This window comes from Tessaracoccus rhinocerotis, from assembly GCF_007197885.1.
GTDB classification, from domain to species: domain Bacteria; phylum Actinomycetota; class Actinomycetes; order Propionibacteriales; family Propionibacteriaceae; genus Arachnia; species Arachnia rhinocerotis.
The window spans coordinates 322,672-339,799 of sequence record NZ_VKKG01000002.1 but is presented as its reverse complement, the minus strand read 5'-3'; the positions used below and the strand labels follow the sequence as shown (position 1 = coordinate 339,799).

Genomic DNA, 17,128 nt, shown 5'->3' with positions numbered 1-17,128 from the left:
AGAATCTGTCCCATGTCTGCACCCGGCTGGTACCCAGATCCTCGAGGCGGTGGCGGCCGTCGGTACTGGGACGGCGTCCGCTGGACCGACCAGGTCCAGCAACCCAGCCAGTACCCGCAGTACCCGGGCAACCCGCCGCAGCAGTACCCGCCGCAGCCGGGCAGCCACGGGCCCCAGCACCAGCAGCAGCCCGGCCAGCCGCCACAGGCCCCGCGGGGCGGCAGCACCCTCGCCCTCTGGATCACCCTGGCGGTGTCGGTGGCCCTGATCATCGGCCTGGGCACCTGGCTCCTGTTCTTCCGTGACGCGGCCCCGCAGACCACGCCCGGGACCGCCCCCTCGGTCACCGCGACCACGCAGCAGGACACGACCCCGGAGCCGGCCGCCACCACGGCCGAGCCGGACCCGACGACGCCCGCGCCGGAGACGACCGACCCGAAGCCCGACCCGACCACACCGGAGCCCGAGCCCACCGACGAGGCCGTGACCACCGTGGCCGAGGGCGACACCCTCACGCCGCTCGAGTGCGAGGGCACCGCCGACGACGCCCGCGGCGAGGAGAACGCCGAGGGGCGCATCGAGTCCAGCCTCGGCCTCAGCTTCCCCGCCGTGCCCGGCTTCACGGCCCAGCCCATCCAGTACCCCTGGGTGTGGGGTTCCAACTCGCAGTACAAGGACTACGGCAACGACTGGATGGCCAGCGTCACAGTCGGGACCCTCGACGCGGCTGACGGGTTCGAGGGCCACGAACAGGCCGCCGTCCGGCTCGCCCAGTGCATGCTCAGCTCGGAGTTCTACGGCGACCACCTCGCCGGGGCAACGGTCTTCGCGTTCGACTCGCAGGCAGAGAACGCGGTCACCTGGCTGGACGTCGACGTCGACGTCACCGGGGTCGAGGGGGTCGGCCGCGACTGGGTGACCGTGGTCACCGCCGAGCGCGACGGAGAACTGCACGTCGGCATCGCGGTGGTGCCGGACAGCTCCGAGGAGGACTACGACCTGGTGCAGGAAGCCTTCGCGGACCTGGTGTTCTCATGACCCTCACACAGCTCTCGCTCGACGGCGGCCAGTCGGGCATCCGAACCCTGCTCACCGAGGGTGGGCACACCCGCCCCGGCCCGGAGTCCAGCGGCATCCTCAGCCACCGTCCGCTGCTGGAGCAGCTCGCCGAACTGGTCGGGTCCGCGCTGCAGGGCCGGCGCGTGGACGTCGTGGCCGCGGGAGTCTCCGGCCTCGGCCCGGGCGACTCCGCCGCGGCCCTCGCGGACCTGCTGGGCGGCACGGCCGGCAGCGTCCTGCTCGCCCATGACTCCGCCACGAGCTACCTGGGCGCGCTCGGGGTCTCCCAGGGCGCCGTCATCGCCTCGGGGACCGGCGCCGTGACCCTCGCCGTCGGCCCGGAACGCGTCCTGCGAGTCGACGGCTGGGGCCACCTCCTGGGCGACCTCGGTTCCGGGTTCTGGATCGGGCGCGAGGCGCTCAGCGCCGTGCTGGCCGCCTTCGACGGCCGCGGCCCCCGGACCGAGCTCACGGCCGTGGCCGAGCGCGAGTTCGGCGACCTGGCCCGCCTCTACCTCGAGATCCAGGCGGACACCGGCCGCGTGAAGCGGGTGGCCGCGTGGGCGCGTGTGGTCTCCGAGCTCTCCGCCACCGACACGGTCTGCCGCGACATCTCGCTGCGGGCGGGCCGCCACCTGGCCGACAGCGTCGCCTCGGGCCTGCGCAGCGTCGGGGCCGAGCCCCGGGTGGGCCGGCTGGGCAACGTCTTCCGCAACCGGCTCGTGGAGTCGACCTTCCGGGAGGAACTGGCCGCGCAGGTGCCGGGCGTCGAGGTGGTGGAGGCCGCCGGCACGGGCCTCGACGGGGCCGCCCGGCTCCCGGAGGTCCCGGCGGACTCACCGCTGGGCGCGCTCGTCGACCGCGCCTGAGAGTTCCGCTCGCCTAGACTGGCCCCGTGAGCCGTATTACCCCGCACCGTATCAGCCCCCGTCGCGACGTCCCGAGGTCCATCACGCGTCCGGAGTACGTCGACCGACCCGCACCGAAGCCCTACAAGGGTTCGCACGTGCAGACCCCCGAGGTCATCGAGGCGATGCGTGAGTCGGGCCGGATCGCCCACAACGCGATGCAGGAGGCGGCCAAGGCGATCGCCCCGGGAGTCACCACCGACCACCTCGACGCCGTGGCGCACGAGTACATGCTGGACCACGGCGCCTACCCTTCGGCCCTCGGCTACCGCGCGTTCCCGAAGTCCATCTGCACCTCGGTCAATGAGGTGATCTGCCACGGCATCCCCGACGCCCGACCGCTCGAGGACGGCGACCTGGTCAAGATCGACGTCACGGCGTACAAGAACGGCGTCCACGGCGACAACTGCGGCACGTTCTTCTGCGGCGACGTCTCCGAGGAGGCCAGACTGCTGTCCGAGCGGACGCAGGAGGCGTTGATGCGCGGCATCAGGGCGGTCAAGCCCGGTCGCCCGATCTCCGTCATCGGCCGGGTCATCGAGGCCTACGCCAGGCGCTTCAACTACGGCGTGGTCAAGGAGTACACCGGGCACGGGGTGCACACGTCGTTCCACTCCGGGCTGGTGATCCTGCACCACGACGAGCCGCGCCTCAACACCGTGATGGAACCGGGCATGACGTTCACGATCGAGCCCATGCTCACCCTCGGCTCCGCCGAGACCCAGCAGTGGGACGACAACTGGACCGTCACCACCGTCGACGGCTCCTGGTGCGCCCAGTTCGAGCACTCCCTCGTCGTCACCGAATCCGGGGCGGACATCCTCACCCTGCCGTGAGCGCTAGAATGGTCGCGGACGAGTCGGCCAGATGATCGCGGCGCATGCGCTGAGGAAAGTCCGGACTCCGCAGAGCGGGGTGGTGGGTAACGCCCACCCGGGGTGACCCGCGGGAAAGTGCCACAGAGAACAGACCGCCCGGCGAGAGCCGGGCAAGGGTGAAACGGCGGTGTAAGAGACCACCAGCACGCAGGGTGACCTGCGTGGCTAGGCAAACCCCACCCGGAGCAAGACCAAGAAGGCCAGCTCGCTGGCTGCGGACACCGTCCGAGCGCTGCTCGCGCGAGGTGTCCGGGTAGGTCGCACCGAGCCAACCGGTGACGGTTGGCCCAGATGGATGATCATCCTTCGACAGAATCCGGCTTACCGGCCGGCTCGTCCCCCACCAGTATCATCGGCTGTTCGCGCACCCGACGAAAGGTCTCCCACGTGTCCCAGCACCCAATCCGAATCGGCATCGGCGGCTACGGCAACCTCGGCCGCGGCGTGGAGGCCGCGATCGCCAAGACCCCGGACATGACGCTCGTGGGGGTCTTCACCCGCCGGGCCCCGGAGACGGTGACGACGCTGTCGGGTCAGGTTCCCGTCCACCCCTGGGACAGCCTGCCGGAGCGGACCGAGGACATCGACGTGCTGGTGCTGTGCGGCGGGTCCAAGTCCGACCTGCCCGAACAGGGCCCGGCCATGGCAGCCCTGTTCAACACCGTCGACAGCTTCGACACGCACGCCACCATCCCCGAGTACTTCGCGGCCGTGGACGCCCCCGCACGGGCCGCGGGCCGGACCGCGCTGATCTCCTGCGGGTGGGACCCCGGCGTGTTCTCCGTGAACCGGCTCTTCGGCGAGGCGCTGCTGCCCGACGGCGAGACCTACACGTTCTGGGGCCGAGGCCTCAGCCAGGGCCACTCCGATGCCGTGCGTCGCGTCCCGGGGGTCGCGGGGGCGGTCCAGTACACCCTGCCCGCTGACGCGGCCGTCGAGGCGGTGCGCGCGGGCGGCCGACCGGAGCTGTCCACGCGTGAGAAGCACACCCGCGAGTGCTTCGTCGTACTGGCAGATGGCGCCGACGCCGAGGCCGTGCGGTCCGAGATCGTCGGTATGCCGCACTACTTCGCCGACTACGACACGACCGTGAACTTCATCACTGCCGAGGAGCTCGAGCGGGACCACGCGGCCATGCCGCACGGTGGCTTCGTGATCCGCAGCGGCTCCACCGGCGAGGGCAACTCGCAGGTGGTTGAGTACCGGCTCGCCCTCGAGAGCAACCCTGAGTTCACCGCCAGCGCGCTGGTGGCCTACGCCCGCGCCGTCCACCGGATGAGCGCCGCGGGCCAACACGGCGCGAAGACCGTGTTCGACGTGGCCCCGGGCCTGCTCTCCCCCCGCCCGGCGGCCGACCTGCGCCGCGACCTGCTCTGAGGCGATTCAGCCTGGGTGGCTGAACGTCAGGCGGCCCGAGACCAGGTCCACCTTGTCCAGCCGGACGCGGATCCTCGTCCCGACGTCGCGCCTGTCGGCCTTGAGCTCCGCCTCGACCGCCGGGTCGGCGATCTGGAAGGTGCCCATCGAGTTCTTCGGGTAGACGTCGATCAGGACGGCCTCGAAGATCTCCCCCACCCTGTCGGAGAGCACGAGAGCCTCGGCCAGGTCCACGACGCCGCGCTCGTAGGAGCCGGCCTTCCGGCCGGACGCCTGCATCTGTTCGGGCAGCGTGTCCAGGGCCTCTCGCGCCCACTGCGGCACCGGCAGGTCGTTGGCGAGTGCATGGCAGATCTCCAGCACGAACCTGTCCACGAGCCGTCGCAGGGGCGCCGTCGTGTGCGCGTACGGGGTGGCCAGCGCGGAGTGCTCGAGGTTGGCGTCGGGCACCTCACCGTCGAAGGCCAGGTAACCGGCGCCCCGGAACAGCATGGTGCACTTCACCAGGACGGCGTGCTCCCTCGGGTCCGACGGGTGCAGGCTGCGCACGAAGTCCGGGTACGACTGGCCCTTGGGCCACTCGACGCCCAACGTCCTGGCAGCTCGGCGCAACCTGTCCACGGCATGGTCCTCCGCGGGCGGCAGGGTGCGGAGGATCCCCACCCCGCCGGAGATCATCAGGTCGGCTGCGGCGATCCCGGTCAGCAGGGAGATCTGCGCGTTCCAGTCCTCCACCTTCACCAGTTCGCGGAAGACCGGCAGCCAGGTGTGCCCGTCTGTGACGATCTCCTGGTCCGGCAGGTTCAGGGAGATGCCGCCGCGCTCGGCCTCGATCCGTTCGCGCAGCGGTCCCACCTCAGCGAGCAGGCGGACCGTCTCGTTGGCGTTGCCGGCGTCGAGGTCTGCCTGGATCCCCTCGTAGCTGAGCTTGGCGCGGTTGACCACCATGGCGCGCTCGAGCGTGGTGGCGGTCACCTCGCCCTTGGCGTCCAGTAGATGGGTCCACACCATTGCGGGCCGTGCGACGCCGTCCGCGAGCAGGGACGCGGCGCCCTCGCTGAGCGCCCTGGGGTGCAGCGGGACCTTCGCGCTCGGCGCATAGAGGGTCTGGCCGCGCAGGTGGGCCTCGCGGTCGACGGGGCTGCCCGGCTCCACCCAGGCCCCGACGTCGGCGATCGCGTAGCGGACCCGGTAGCCCTCCCCCTCGCGCCGGATGTGCAGCGCTTGGTCCAGGTCCATCGCGTCCGGCGGGTCGACGGTGACGAACTCGACGTCGGTCATGTCCTTGTGATCCGGGAACTCCGGAGGGGAGGCCGCCAGATGTTCGGCCTGCGCGTCGACGTCGGTGGGGAACCCCTCCGGCAGCTCGAGGGACGCGCGGAGCCGGTCCAGACCCTTGCGGACCTCCTCCGGGACGCCGCGGAACTCGATGTGGCGGGCCGGCATCAGAGACCCGACTCCGCGGTCCGCACCAGGATCCTGTCGCACTCGACGCAGCGCAGCACCTGGTTGGCGGGCGCCTTGCGGTAGGTGTCCAGGTCCGAGACGGTGATCTCGAGCTGGCAGCCGCTGCAGCGCCCGCGTGCGAGGCGGGCCGCGCCCAGCCCACGCTGTTCGCGGATCCGCTCGTAGAGCTTCAGCAGGTCCGCCGCCACCGCAGCGGCCCTGGCCTTGCGTGAGGCGCTGATCTCGCCGGCCTCCGCCTGCAGTGCGCCGACCTTCTCGTTCCGGACCCCGACGAGGTCCCGCAGCCTCGCCTCGATGCCGGTCTTGCGCTGCTCGATGTCGCGCTTGCGGCTCTCGGCGTCCTCGAGCTGTCCCATGACCTCGAGCTGCTCGTCCTCGAGCGTGGCGATGCGGCGCTTGATGTGCTCGACCTCGTCGATGAGTCCCCGCAGCGTCTTTCCGTCGGTGACCGATCCGTCCTCCACCCGTCTGGCGTCGCGCTCCAGTCGCTGCTTCACGGGCACGAGGTCAGCCTCGGCGCGACGGACTGCGACCTGGAGGTCGTCCACCTCCGTGGTGACGGCCACGAGTGCGTCTGTCACCTCCTGCCTGGCGGCCATCAGCTCGTTGATCTGCTTGTGTTCGGGCAGGGCCTGCGCGGCGTGCTGCACCCTGCCAAGTTCTTGGTCCAGGTCCGCGAGTTCGAGCAGGCGGATCTGGTCGGCGGGTTCGGCGAGCATCTCGTGTCCTCCAGTTGAGTTGTCCTAGGGGGACAATCTACGCCCCTGCCGGTTGTTCTGCACCGGACTAGACTGTGGCCCCATGACCTCGGACAATCGCAAGCCCCCCTACTCGGAGACGTTCAAGAAGTTCATCGTGCAGGGCTGGAGCCCCGACACGGACTCCGACGTGGCGCGTCTGGCGGCTGCTGACTGGGTGGCGGCCCGCCACGAGAAGGTGGCAGCGGCCTTCCCCGGCGCCACGCTGGTGCTGCCCGCCGGGCCGCTGAAGGTCCGCTCCAACGACACCGACTACCGCTTCCGCCCGCACACCGCCTTCGCCTGGACCAGCGGTCTCGGCGAGGACCGGGAGCCGGACGCGGCGCTGGTGATCGGCGCCGACGGCGTCGCCACCGTCTACTTCCGGCCGCGGGCACCCCGCACCGACGAGGAGTTCTACGCCAACGCCCGCTACGGCGAGATGTGGGTCGGCAAGCGTGACTCCCTGGACGAGATGGCCGCCCGCACCGGGCTCGCCGTGGCCGACGTCCGCAACCTGCGCGAGGACCTCGCCGCGGCCGAAAGGCTGCTCGTGGTGCGCGACGCCGACCCGGAGGTGACAGCGCTGGTCGACGAGCTGCGGGGCCGCGACGAGGTCGACGGCGACGCCGAGCTCGCCCGCGTGGTCTCGGAACTGCGCTTGGTCAAGGACGAGTTCGAGATCGAGGAGATGCGCCGCGCCTGTGACGCCACCCGCATCGGTTTCGAGGCCGTCGCCCGCGAGCTCCCCAACGCCGTGGCCAACGGTCGCGGCGAGCGCTGGGTGGAGGGCATCTTCGCACTCCACGCCCGCCACCTCGGCAACGCAGTGGGCTACGACACCATCGCCGCCGGCGGCGACCACGCCAACACGCTCCACTGGATCCGCAACGACGGCGAACTGGTCGGCGACGAGCTGATCCTGCTGGACGCCGGGGTGGAGGTGAACTCCCTGTACACCGCCGACGTCACCCGCACCCTCCCCGTCGGGGGCCGGTTCAGCGCCGCACAGCGCCGCGTCTACGAGGTGGTGCTCGCGGCGCAGGAGGCCGGGATCCAGGCCTGCCGGCCGGGGGCTTCGTTCATGGACCCGCACAATGCCGCGGTCAAGGTGCTGGCGGAGTTCTTCCACGAACTGGGGATCCTGCCCGGCACCGTTGACGAGACCCTTGCCCAGGAGGGCGGCTACCACCGACGCTGGATGGTCCATGGCACCTCGCACCACCTGGGCATGGACGTGCACGACTGCGCGCAGGCGCGTCGCGAGGTGTACCGGGAGGGGACGTTGGCCGAGGGCATGGTCATCACCGTCGAGCCCGGGATCTACTTCAAGGCGGGCGACGAACTGGTGCCCGCGGAGTACCGCGGCATCGGCGTGCGGATCGAGGACGACATCCTGGTCACGGCCGACGGCCACGAGAACCTCTCCGCCGCGCTCCCCCGCGCCGCCGACGACCTGGAGGCGTGGCTCGCCCAACTGCAGGGCTGACCCGGTCAGTCCTCCAGGTGGGGGCGCCTGGGCCTGCTGACCCGCGCCATGAAGCTGGACAGCGCTCCCGCGACGTCCTCGGGGTCGGCCACCGTGATCTGGTGGGCGGCCTCCGGGATGGTGCGCAGCTCCGCACCGGGAACCGTGCTGGCGACCAGCTCCACGTTCCCGAACGGCGTCGAGGAGTCCCGCTCGCCAGCGAGGAGCAACAGCGGGGTGCGGATGTTCTCGAGGTCGGCCCGCACGTCGTGGACCGCCAGCGCGCGGCAGAGCTGCGCGTAGGAGTGGTCGTCGGTGACCGCGACCCCCTCGAGCAGGGTGTCCACGGTCCGGGGCTGCCGGGCCCGGAAGTCCGGTGTGAACCAGCGCTTGCGCAGCTCGTCGACCAGGTGCTGGGTGCCCCGCTCCTCGACGGCGTCCGCGCGCGCCCGCCAGGCGTCGGGTTCGCCGACGGTGGCAGCCGAGCACAGCACCGCCACGCCGGCGATCTCGTCCTCGAAATCCCTGGCGATGTGCAGACCCGTCGCGCCCGTGATCGACAGCCCCGCGAAGAACACGGGCAGCCCGTCGTTCTCCTCGCTGACCTCCCGGACCACGTCCATGACGGCCTCGGCCACGACGTCGAGCGTCGGCTCGTCGGCGTCGTCCCAGACCGGGGTGAGTGCGTGCCCGGGCAGGTCCACGAACACGATGCGAGCCTCGTGCCGGAGGCGTTCCGCCACCGCGGTCCACTGGTGCTGCGCGTTGCCGCCCAGGCTCGGCCCGAGCACGAGGATCCGTTCCGCCCGTCCGCCGGGGTTGTAGGTGTCAAACGTCAACTTCATCGGTCCACCTCACTGCTCGCCGAAAGACTCTGTCCCCCACCAAGCTACCGAACCCACTCGGGCGCGGGGAGGTCAGGTCCGCTTTCCCAGCACCTGCACCACGCTGGAGAGGCCCTGGTGCCCCATGCCCTCGAAGATCCTCCGCTCCACGAGCCTCACGTCCAGGCGCCATCCCTGCCAGTCCGCGAGCACGTCCTGCCTGGTCAGCAGCTTGTCCGGGTCCTTCGGGCCGCCCGTCCCGAGGGCGACCTGGGCGGGCGAGTAGGCCTCCAGCAGCAGCATCCCGCCCGGGCGGGTCTGGGCCGTGGAGGTCTGGCAGACGCGACGACGCAGCTCGGACGGCAGGTGGCAGAAGATGGACACGATCGCGTCCCAGCTCCGCTCAGGGGCGGGATGGTCCACCCAGTCGGCCAGGTCCACCTGCCAGGTCTCGATCCGCACGCCGCTGTCCGCGGCGAGCTGCTCCGCCTTGGCCAGGCCGACGCCGGACTGGTCGAGGCTTACGACGTCGTGGCCCAGCTTGGCGAGGTGGACGCCGTTGCGCCCCTCGCCGTCGCCCAGGCACAGCACCCGGGATCCGGGCCTCAGGAAGCGCGCGTTGGCGGCCAGGAAGTCGTTCGTCCTGTAGCCGAAGACGTAGTTGGGGTGGGAGTAGCGGTCGTCCCAGAACTGGGGGCCGCTGCTCACTCGAACGCTTCGGCGCGGGCGCCGGGTCGCTGCGCCAGCAGCTGGCGGGCCTGCTCCACCACCTTGTGCTCGCACTGGAGCTCGTAGGCGGTGGCGATGGTCTGCCGCATGGAGTCGAAGTCGCGCTTGCCACCGCTGAGGGCGTAGCCGATGGCGGAGGTGATGAGCCCGAAGACGGCGCCCATCACGAGGCCGATCAACAGCATGAACAGGAACGACGCGAAGCCGCGGTAGAAGAACCAGAGCATGAGTGAGACGAAGATGCCCATCCCGAGGCCCCCGACCGCGCCGTTGACGAGCACACTGCCCCACGTCCGGCGCCCGGTCACGCGCTCCACCGTGCGCAGGTTGGTGCCCAGGATCACCAGATTCTGGACCGGGAACTCCTTGTCCGAGAGGTAGTCCACCGCCTCCTGCGCCTCCGCGTAGGTCCTGTACTCCGCGAGGTGCTGCGGGTACTCGAGTTCGAGACCCATTCCCTGTTGTGGGTTCAGACTCATGGTGTGCTCCTGACTTCGTGCGCGAGGTCCGTCGCTGAGAACTCTATCCCCGAGCCCGGGCCCGGGCGGCAAGTTCGTCCCAACCGAGGCGCGGACAGGTCCGGGGTACGCGGGGCGAAGCCCCGTGAGTGGGGGTCCATGGGGGCGAAGCCCCATGAGTGGGGTACACGGGGCGAAGCCCCGTGAGTGGGGTACACGGGGCGAAGCCCCGTGAGCGGGGTACACGGGGCGAAGCCCCGTGAGTGGGGGTCCATGGGGGCGAAGCCCCCATGCGTGAGTGTAGATTGCCACCCATGAACGCCAAGGACACGCAGGTCTATGTCTCACGCGTCATCGGCCTCCCCCTCGTCGACGCGGCCGGGGACCAGGTGGGCCGCATCCGGGACGTCGTCTTCCACCTCCGCACTGGCAGCCTGGCGCCGCGCGTGCGGGGCCTGCTGGTGGAGCTGTTCGCCCGCCAGCGGATCTTCGTCCCCATGATCCGCGTCCACGCGATCACCGCCAACCAGGTCTCCATCCTCGGGCAGGTGGACACCCGCAAGTTCCAGAAGCGCGACACCGAGTTGCTCGTCGACGGGGACCTGTTCGACAGGCCGGTCCCCCGCGAGCACCCCACAAAGATCTACGACGTGTCCATCGTGCAGGTCCGCAACCGCGAGTGGGAGGTCCGATCGGTGGCGCTGCACAGCCGCACGAAGGTGGGCCGGTTCGGCTTCGGCGGCCGCTCCACCACCGAGATCGTCCGGTGGGACGAGGTGCCCGACCTGGTGCTCGCCAAGGGGCGCACCGCCGCGCACTTCGTCGCCGAGTTCTCGGACATGAAGGCCGCCGACGTCGCCCGCGAACTCCACGACCTCGACCCGGAGCGGCTCGCCGAGGTGGTCCACGCCCTCGACGACGAGACCCTCGCCGAGGCCATCGAGGAGTTGCCCGAGGACGAGCAGGTGGAGTTGATCCAGGCGCTGGACCACGAGCGCGCCGCCGACGTGCTCGAGGAGATGGATCCCGACGACGCCGCGGACCTGATCAAGGAACTCCCGGCGGCGATGGCCGAGGACCTGCTGCAGCGCATGGAGCCGGAGGACGCCTCGGACGTGCGCAGGCTGCTGCTCTACGAGGAGCACACCGCCGGCGGCATGATGACGCCCGAGCCGATCGTCCTGGACACCGACGCCACCGTCGCGATGGCCCTCGCCAGGTGCCGCGACGAGCAGCTCACCCCCGCCCTGGCCGCCATGGTGTTCATCACCAGGGCGCCGCACGAGACGCCTTCCGGCCGCTACATCGGGGCCTGCCACTTCCAGCAGCTGCTGCGCTCGGCGCCCACGCTGCAGGTGGCCACGATGCTGGACCAGAACCTGGAGGCGCTCACCCCCACCACACCCCTCGCCGAGGTGAGCCGATTCTTCGCCACCTACAACCTGGTGGTGGCTCCCGTGGTGAACCACCTCGGCCAGCTCGTGGGCGCCGTGACGGTCGACGACGTGCTCGACCACATGCTCCCCGACGACTGGCGCGGTATCCAGATGGACGCCCAGCGCGCTTCCGAGGTGACCGGTGGCCGGGGCTGAGCGCGAGCGGGACCGCGACCGCGACCGCGACCGCAACATCCTCTCTGAGCCGGGCGGTCGCCGTCGTTCGCTGTTCCCGCAGGTCACCCTTGACTCGGAGACCTTCGGGAAGTTCGCGGAATGGGTGGCCCAGTCCATGGGAACCGCGAAGTTCCTGCTCTACATGACGGTCTTCGTGATCGCGTGGGTGGTGGTCAACCTCGTCGGGCTGTTCGGGTTCAGGTGGGACCCGTACCCGTTCATCCTGCTGAACCTGTTCTTCTCCACGCAGGCCTCCTACGCGGCGCCGCTGATCATGCTGGCGCAGAACCGCCAGGAGATGCGGGACAAGCTCAGCCTGGACGAGGACCGCGAGGTGGCCCGGCAGTCCCGGGCCGACATGGACTTCCTGGCCCGTGAGATCGCGGCCATCAGAATGGCCCTGGGTGAGCTCGCCACCCGCGACTTCGTCCGTGGCGAACTGCGCGGGGAGCTCCGGGACCTCGAGGCGAGACTCAACAAGGTGGCAGAAATCGATGAGTGAACTCCGTTGGTACGCGATCGTGCTGTTCCTCGGCCAGCTCGCCCTGCTCGGCCTGGGTGCCTGGTCGCTGTGGCGGATCGCCGGGGGCTGGTGGCTCGGTGCGGTCGTCGCGGCCCTCTTCGTGGTGGCCTACGGCCTGTGCTGGGCCCTGCTGCTGGCACCGGGCTCGTCGCGACGCCTCAGCTACAAGGAACGCCTCACCGTGCACTGCGTCCTCGGACCGGCGATCGTGGTCCTGGCGAGTCTCGCCGGGCTGTGGCTGCCCGCCCTCGTTGCCCTGAGCACCACCGTGATGTGCGATGCGCTGAACGAGAAATCCCGCACGGTCGCCTCGCTCCCGTGACCATCTGCGCGAGGGTCCGGTTTGATTTGCGCAATCTGAACGCGTAGACACTTGGGTGTGACTGAGAATCCTCTGCTGCCCCTCGTCCGAGCCGCCCTCCACGAGGTGGAGGACCCGGAGATCCGACGCCCCATCACCGACCTGGGCATGGTCGACGAGATCACCGCCACCGACGACGGCCAGGTCTTCGTGCGGGTGCTGCTGACGGTGTCCGGCTGCCCCATGCGCACCGAGATCACCGGACGTGTCACCACCGCCGTCGAGGCCGTCGAGGGCGTCACGGGAGTACGCGTGGAGCTCGGTGTCATGACCGATGAGCAGCGCGAGGCGATGCGCCAGCTGCTGCGCGGCGGCCAGATGGAGCGCCTGATCCCGTTCGCGCAGCCCGGCAACCTGACCAAGGTGCTCGCCGTCGCCTCGGGCAAGGGCGGCGTGGGCAAGTCGTCGGTCACCGTGAACCTGGCCGTCGCGCTGGCCCGCCAGGGACGCAAGGTCGGAATCCTCGACGCGGACATCTACGGCCACTCCATCCCCGACATGCTCGGGCTCGGTGACGCGCGCCCCACCATGGTCGAGGACATGATCATGCCGGTGCCCGCAGTGATCCCCTCGAAGGACGACCCGAACGTCACCCATGACATCGCCGTGATCAGCATCGGCATGCTGAAGCCGAGCCGGGACCAGGTGGTCGCCTGGCGGGGACCCATCCTCGACCGCGCGCTCACCCAGTTGCTGGCCGACGTCTACTGGGGAGATCTGGACTTCCTCCTGCTCGACCTGCCGCCAGGCACCGGCGACGTCGCCATGAGCCTCGGGCAGAAGATCCCCTCCTCCGAGGTGCTGGTGGTCACGACGCCGCAGCAGGCAGCCTCCGAGGTCTCCGAGCGGGCCGGCACCATGGCGCACATCATGGAACAGAAAGTGCTCGGCGTGGTGGAGAACATGAGCTGGCTCGAGACGCTCTGCCCGCACTGCTCCAAGACCCATCGGGTGGAGCTGTTCGGCACTGGCGGTGGCCGGAAGGTGGCCGACGGCCTCACCGAGCGCGTCCACTACGAGGTTCCGCTGCTGGGCCAGGTGCCCTTCGACGAGGCGCTGCTCGCCGGCGGTGACAGGGGCGCCCCGATCGTTGCCGCCGCTCCCGAGCACCCGGCCGCGCAGGCCCTGGAGGCACTCGCGGCCGACATCGCCGGCCGCAGGCCGAGCCTGGTGGGTCAGCGCCTGCCCGTGTCCACCAACTGAGCCGGCGCGCCGCTCAGGTGGCCTCGTCGTCGAACAGGACGGGGCTGTCGACGGTGGCGGCCGCGGTGGAGTTCTTGTCCTTGATCGCGGCCGCGGCCTGGGTGGTGGCCGAGCGGGTCTCCTGCTTGGCCATCGTGGCGGCCGAGGTGACGGTGGTCTTGGCGTTGGCGAGGTCCGCCCGAGCCTCCTCGATGGCCTGGATCTCGGCGCTCATGTGCTTGGCCACGAACGCCTTCGGGTTCAGGTCCTTGATCTCCAGGTCCGCGTACTCGGGGCCGAGTTCGGAGCGGAGCTGGGTCTGGGCGTTGTTGGCGATGCCCCGCAGGTAGACGACCACACGGGCGGCCTTCTTGGCGAACTGTGGCAGCTTCTCGGGGCCGAAGAGGATGACGGCGAGCGCGATGAGCAACACCAGCTCAACTGCATCAATGCCAAACACGGAATCAGGCTACCGGGTGGTCGTGGTTTCAGTTAATCCCGCCCACTCGCGCCAGTCCCTCACGGAACCGCTCGAGCAGGGTGGGTCGCCAGGGCTCCTCCGCGGGCAGCGCACTGACCGCGCGGTCCAGCACGGCGAGCCCTCCGTTGGTGGCCACCGAGACCACGCCGTGGCCGGCCTGCCACACCTCGACCTCGGGCATGCCCGGGGTGTCGTCGCTCACCCGGGTGGCGCCGTCGGCGGCGAGCAGGCCCTCGGTCCAGTAGACGCTGACGCTGCGGAAGCCGTCCGAGTAGACGAGTCGCATCGTGGTCCGGTTCCCCAGGTCCGAGGACGCGTGCGCCACCAGCGGCATGCCGGCGAGCATCTCGGGGCAGTACCGCAGGCCGGTGCACCACTCCTGGACGGGCTCGCTCACGACGGCGGCCGGAACGTTCATGAACGCCAGCTCGATCCCGTCGGGGGCCAGCTGGGCGTGCTCGAGGTCCAGCTCCGTGAAGCCTGAGATCACCGTGGGGCGGCCGAAGGTGTCGTACCGCTCGGTCCACAGCACCATCCCGTTGGCGGTGTCCACCCACCACTTGGAGACGGTGTGACCGTCGACGTCACGCGCCTCGATGACCTTCGCCCAGCGTCCGGCCACCTGGTCGCGGCCCTCGTACTCGAGGAAGCTCCAACCTGCAGGGCTGGTGGGGCTGCAGCAGGTGGAGGTGGGCACGAACCAGGAGACGAACTCGTCCCCTTGCGCGTCCAGCACCGCGAGGGTCGAGCCCTCGCCGGCGACCTCGTCCACCCTGACGTCGTTGACGTGGAACGCTCCCCTGCCGTCGGAGATCCAGACGCGCTGGGTCCCTGAGTACGTGAGGTGGGCCTCAGGCCCGTGGGACAGGGCCGCCGCGGCCTCGCGGGCGGAGATCTCGAACGGCGAGCCGACGATGCTCGCCCGCGCCCGCTGCTGCACGGGCTCCGACGGCCGGGCCCCGCGCTCGTGGGCCAGCAGCACCGCCCCGATGGTCTCGTTGACGCTGATGGAGGTGATGGACAGCGAGTACTCCTCGCGCGCCATGTGGACCGGGTCCTCCACCGTCGGCGGGTCCGGTGCCAGCATCAGCGCGAGCACGAACATCGTCGCCAGGGCACCCAGGCCGGCGATGCTCCCCTGCCGGATGAGCCTGCTGCGGGCCCGACGACGGCTTGGCAGCTCGCCGGGGGCACCGGCCGACATGTAGAGGGGGGCGTCCGAGGCCCCTTCCGCGATCCGTTCGAGCCGGGCGGCGAGCGATTCGGGGGCCGACGTGGTGGGAGCGGCGCAACTGCCGCTCAGCCTGGAGCAGACGCGCTTGATGGCCGCGACCTCGTCACGGCAGGCGGGGCAGCCGGCGACGTGGTAGCCCACCTGCTGCCAGCGGCGCGGGGGCAGGGTGTGGTCCGCGAACGCCGACAGGTCCTCGGAGAACCTGCCGCACCGACCGTTGCCCAGCCCCTCGGTCACCGTCAGGACACCCCGAGGTAGCGCTCGTGTCCCTCCACGGGTGCCCGGTGCGCGAGTGAGGCGCGCAACTGGGAGCGGCCGCGTGCGATACGGCTGCGCACGGTTCCGAGCTTGATGTCCAGGACGTCGGAGATCTCCTCGTAGCTGAGTCCCTCGATGTCGCACAGGACGACGGCGACGCGCTGCTCGGGGGTCAGGCCAGCGAGGGCCTCCGCGACGTCGGCGTCGAGGATCGCGTCGGCGTGCAGGTCCCCGGCACCGGAGGCGGAGCCCCAGACGTGGTCCGGGGCGACGCTGAGGGCGTCCATCCGGATCCGCTGCTTGCGGCGGGCGCCGTCGAGGAAGACGTTGGTGGTGATGCGGTGCAGCCAGCCCTCGAGGGTGCCGGGCCGGAAGGTGTGGATGGACCGGAAGACCCGGACGAACACGTCCTGGGTCAGGTCCTCGGCGTCGTGCTGGTTGCCGGTCAGCCGGTAGGCCAGCCGGTACACCTGGGCGGAGTGGTCACGGACCAGCTCGGCCCACGTGGGCGCAGTCCAACCGACCGCCTCGTCGACGGCCTGCTTCGGCTTGCCCTTGAACAATCGCGACCCTTCCATTAATCCAGTCTGACAGCCCCACCTGTGAGGAAGCTGTGAGTCCATGCACAGGTACAACGCTCGGGCGACCCCGAATGTTCCCGGGCTCAGTCCTCGAGAAGGTGATGCAGCGTGGCCAGGAACGTCTCCAGCATCTCCGGCGCGACGGTGCCCATGGGCGGTCGGCAGTCACCGACGCTCCATCCCCGCGCGTTGAGGGCGGCCTTCACCATCATGCAGCCCTGCGTGGCGAACACGCCCCGGAAGACCGGCAGCGCGGCCTGGTGGATGGCGATGGCGCGCCGGGTGTCGCCGGCGGCGTGCGCCTCGATGATGGCCCTTGCCTGACGTCCGCTGAAGTGCGTGGAGGTCCCGACCACCCCGACGCCGCCCACGCCGAGCAGCGGCAGCAGGAAGCCGTCGTCGCCGGCGTAGTAGTCGAGCGTGGTGGCCGCGATCACGGCGGAGGACGACACCGCATCACCCTTGGCGTCCTTGACCGCGACGATGTTCGGGTGCGCCGCGAGCCGGATGAGGAGGTCCTCCGGAATGGGCAGCCCGACGCGGTGCGGGATGTCGTAGAGCATGATCGGCAGGTCCGTGGCCTCCGCGACGGCGAGGTGGTAGGCCTCGAGCGCGTCCAGCGGCGGGCGGGAGTAGTACGGGGAGACCACGAGGAGGCCTTCGGCGCCGGCGGCGGCTGCCTGCTCGGCGAGGTGGACCGTGTGCTCGGTGGAGAACGTGCCGACGCCGGCGACCACGCTCGCCCGGTCCCCCACTGCCTCGACGACGGTCCGCAGCAGCGCCGCCTGCTCCTCGTCGGAGGTGGTGGGCGACTCCCCAGTCGTGCCGTTGACGACGAGCCCCTCGTTGCCGAGGTCGTCGACGAGGTGCGCGGCGAGCCTGGCCGCCTCCGAGTGGTCGATGCCGCCGTCCTTGCCGAACGGCGTGACCATCGCGGTGAGCAATCGACCGAAGACCGGCATGTGCGTGTCTTCGGGCTGGTCCCCCAGT

General features: G+C 70.5%; 18 protein-coding genes and 1 other RNA gene. 10 read left to right on the top strand and 9 right to left on the bottom strand.

Features of this window, described 5'->3' with window-relative positions:
* Positions 1 to 12 precede the first annotated feature (12 nt).
* The 5 genes from FOJ82_RS06705 to FOJ82_RS06685 all read left to right on the top strand — a co-directional run bounded on the left by FOJ82_RS06705 (position 13) and on the right by FOJ82_RS06685 (position 4,222).
* Positions 13 to 1,038: a DUF2510 domain-containing protein gene (locus FOJ82_RS06705; RefSeq protein WP_143937687.1), complete on the top strand. Its 1,026-nt coding sequence runs from the start codon at positions 13 to 15 to the stop codon at positions 1,036 to 1,038.
* Entirely contained in the window at positions 1,035 to 1,928 is an 894-nt protein-coding gene (locus FOJ82_RS06700) for an N-acetylglucosamine kinase (protein WP_143937686.1), read from the top strand. Before FOJ82_RS06705 ends, FOJ82_RS06700 begins: the two co-directional genes overlap by 4 nt.
* A gap of 26 nt (positions 1,929 to 1,954) precedes the next feature.
* The gene (map, locus tag FOJ82_RS06695) at positions 1,955 to 2,803 is read left to right on the top strand and encodes a type I methionyl aminopeptidase (protein WP_143937685.1); all 849 of its coding nucleotides are present in this window, start codon (positions 1,955 to 1,957) and stop codon (positions 2,801 to 2,803) included.
* A 19-nt stretch (positions 2,804 to 2,822) separates the two neighbouring features.
* Positions 2,823 to 3,185: RNase P RNA component class A (gene rnpB / locus FOJ82_RS06690), an RNA gene on the top strand.
* A gap of 47 nt (positions 3,186 to 3,232) precedes the next feature.
* Positions 3,233 to 4,222: a diaminopimelate dehydrogenase gene (locus tag FOJ82_RS06685; protein WP_185975660.1), complete on the top strand. Its 990-nt coding sequence runs from the start codon at positions 3,233 to 3,235 to the stop codon at positions 4,220 to 4,222.
* Between the two features lie 6 nt (positions 4,223 to 4,228).
* Here the strand turns inward: FOJ82_RS06685 and FOJ82_RS06680 are convergent, their stop codons facing one another.
* Positions 4,229 to 5,668, bottom strand: a complete 1,440-nt coding sequence (locus FOJ82_RS06680; protein ID WP_143937684.1) for an RNB domain-containing ribonuclease — start codon at positions 5,666 to 5,668, stop codon at positions 4,229 to 4,231.
* Positions 5,668 to 6,408 (bottom strand): zinc ribbon domain-containing protein, encoded by a 741-nt coding sequence (locus tag FOJ82_RS06675; protein ID WP_143937683.1) that lies wholly within the window; start codon positions 6,406 to 6,408, stop codon positions 5,668 to 5,670. Before FOJ82_RS06675 ends, FOJ82_RS06680 begins: the two co-directional genes overlap by 1 nt.
* A gap of 82 nt (positions 6,409 to 6,490) precedes the next feature.
* Here FOJ82_RS06675 and FOJ82_RS06670 point away from each other — a divergent pair, with 82 nt between their 5' ends.
* Positions 6,491 to 7,915 carry an aminopeptidase P family protein gene (locus FOJ82_RS06670; RefSeq protein ID WP_143937682.1) on the top strand — a complete coding sequence of 475 codons (1,425 nt, stop codon included), beginning with the start codon at positions 6,491 to 6,493 and terminating at the stop codon, positions 7,913 to 7,915.
* A gap of 5 nt (positions 7,916 to 7,920) precedes the next feature.
* On the opposite strand, the gene FOJ82_RS06665 is transcribed toward FOJ82_RS06670, so the two are convergent.
* From FOJ82_RS06665 to FOJ82_RS06655, 3 genes are all read right to left on the bottom strand, one after another.
* Positions 7,921 to 8,739, bottom strand: coding sequence for an alpha/beta fold hydrolase (locus FOJ82_RS06665; RefSeq protein ID WP_143937681.1), 819 nt, complete (start codon positions 8,737 to 8,739; stop codon positions 7,921 to 7,923).
* A 72-nt stretch (positions 8,740 to 8,811) separates the two neighbouring features.
* The gene (locus FOJ82_RS06660) at positions 8,812 to 9,426 is read right to left on the bottom strand and encodes an SAM-dependent methyltransferase (RefSeq protein ID WP_143937680.1); all 615 of its coding nucleotides are present in this window, start codon (positions 9,424 to 9,426) and stop codon (positions 8,812 to 8,814) included.
* Complete coding sequence (locus tag FOJ82_RS06655; RefSeq protein WP_143937679.1) at positions 9,423 to 9,926, bottom strand: YflT domain-containing protein; 504 nt, start codon at positions 9,924 to 9,926, stop codon at positions 9,423 to 9,425. Before FOJ82_RS06655 ends, FOJ82_RS06660 begins: the two co-directional genes overlap by 4 nt.
* Positions 9,927 to 10,219: 293 nt before the next feature.
* Here FOJ82_RS06655 and FOJ82_RS06650 point away from each other — a divergent pair, with 293 nt between their 5' ends.
* The 4 genes from FOJ82_RS06650 to FOJ82_RS06635 are packed head-to-tail and all read left to right on the top strand — an operon-like array spanning position 10,220 to position 13,605.
* Positions 10,220 to 11,497, top strand: coding sequence for a magnesium transporter MgtE N-terminal domain-containing protein (locus FOJ82_RS06650; RefSeq protein WP_143937678.1), 1,278 nt, complete (start codon positions 10,220 to 10,222; stop codon positions 11,495 to 11,497).
* A complete protein-coding gene (locus tag FOJ82_RS06645) occupies positions 11,484 to 12,020 on the top strand; it encodes a DUF1003 domain-containing protein (RefSeq protein ID WP_425472485.1) in 537 nt (178 codons plus the stop codon). The genes FOJ82_RS06650 and FOJ82_RS06645 overlap by 14 nt, the downstream gene beginning before the upstream one ends.
* Positions 12,013 to 12,363 (top strand): hypothetical protein, encoded by a 351-nt coding sequence (locus FOJ82_RS06640; protein ID WP_143937677.1) that lies wholly within the window; start codon positions 12,013 to 12,015, stop codon positions 12,361 to 12,363. The genes FOJ82_RS06645 and FOJ82_RS06640 overlap by 8 nt, the downstream gene beginning before the upstream one ends.
* 57 nt (positions 12,364 to 12,420) lie before the next feature.
* A complete protein-coding gene (locus FOJ82_RS06635; protein ID WP_246099786.1) occupies positions 12,421 to 13,605 on the top strand; it encodes an Mrp/NBP35 family ATP-binding protein in 1,185 nt (394 codons plus the stop codon).
* A 13-nt stretch (positions 13,606 to 13,618) separates the two neighbouring features.
* On the opposite strand, the gene FOJ82_RS06630 is transcribed toward FOJ82_RS06635, so the two are convergent.
* The 4 genes from FOJ82_RS06630 to dapA form a co-directional block, all read right to left on the bottom strand.
* Positions 13,619 to 14,044 carry a sec-independent translocase gene (locus FOJ82_RS06630; protein ID WP_143937675.1) on the bottom strand — a complete coding sequence of 142 codons (426 nt, stop codon included), beginning with the start codon at positions 14,042 to 14,044 and terminating at the stop codon, positions 13,619 to 13,621.
* Positions 14,045 to 14,072: 28 nt separating this feature from the next.
* The gene (locus FOJ82_RS06625) at positions 14,073 to 15,536 is read right to left on the bottom strand and encodes a zf-HC2 domain-containing protein (RefSeq protein ID WP_143937674.1); all 1,464 of its coding nucleotides are present in this window, start codon (positions 15,534 to 15,536) and stop codon (positions 14,073 to 14,075) included.
* A gap of 2 nt (positions 15,537 to 15,538) precedes the next feature.
* The gene (sigE, locus tag FOJ82_RS06620) at positions 15,539 to 16,135 is read right to left on the bottom strand and encodes an RNA polymerase sigma factor SigE (RefSeq protein ID WP_143937673.1); all 597 of its coding nucleotides are present in this window, start codon (positions 16,133 to 16,135) and stop codon (positions 15,539 to 15,541) included.
* Between the two features lie 86 nt (positions 16,136 to 16,221).
* Entirely contained in the window at positions 16,222 to 17,100 is an 879-nt protein-coding gene (gene dapA, locus FOJ82_RS06615; protein ID WP_143937989.1) for a 4-hydroxy-tetrahydrodipicolinate synthase, read from the bottom strand.
* Positions 17,101 to 17,128: the final 28 nt, after the last annotated feature.

What these genes read in the sequence shown, in the direction of transcription:
- dapA (WP_143937989.1), bottom strand. Translation starts at nt 17,100, where the DNA reads ATGCCGGTCTTCGGTCGATTGCTCACCGCGATGGTCACGCCGTTCGGC.
- FOJ82_RS06700 (WP_143937686.1), top strand. Translation starts at nt 1,035, where the DNA reads ATGACCCTCACACAGCTCTCGCTCGACGGCGGCCAGTCGGGCATCCGA.
- FOJ82_RS06680 (WP_143937684.1), bottom strand. Translation starts at nt 5,668, where the DNA reads ATGCCGGCCCGCCACATCGAGTTCCGCGGCGTCCCGGAGGAGGTCCGC.
- FOJ82_RS06675 (WP_143937683.1), bottom strand. Translation starts at nt 6,408, where the DNA reads ATGCTCGCCGAACCCGCCGACCAGATCCGCCTGCTCGAACTCGCGGAC.
- FOJ82_RS06640 (WP_143937677.1), top strand. Translation starts at nt 12,013, where the DNA reads ATGAGTGAACTCCGTTGGTACGCGATCGTGCTGTTCCTCGGCCAGCTC.
- FOJ82_RS06665 (WP_143937681.1), bottom strand. Translation starts at nt 8,739, where the DNA reads ATGAAGTTGACGTTTGACACCTACAACCCCGGCGGACGGGCGGAACGG.
- FOJ82_RS06655 (WP_143937679.1), bottom strand. Translation starts at nt 9,926, where the DNA reads ATGAGTCTGAACCCACAACAGGGAATGGGTCTCGAACTCGAGTACCCG.
- FOJ82_RS06670 (WP_143937682.1), top strand. Translation starts at nt 6,491, where the DNA reads ATGACCTCGGACAATCGCAAGCCCCCCTACTCGGAGACGTTCAAGAAG.
- FOJ82_RS06705 (WP_143937687.1), top strand. Translation starts at nt 13, where the DNA reads ATGTCTGCACCCGGCTGGTACCCAGATCCTCGAGGCGGTGGCGGCCGT.
- sigE (WP_143937673.1), bottom strand. Translation starts at nt 16,135, where the DNA reads ATGGAAGGGTCGCGATTGTTCAAGGGCAAGCCGAAGCAGGCCGTCGAC.
- FOJ82_RS06650 (WP_143937678.1), top strand. Translation starts at nt 10,220, where the DNA reads ATGAACGCCAAGGACACGCAGGTCTATGTCTCACGCGTCATCGGCCTC.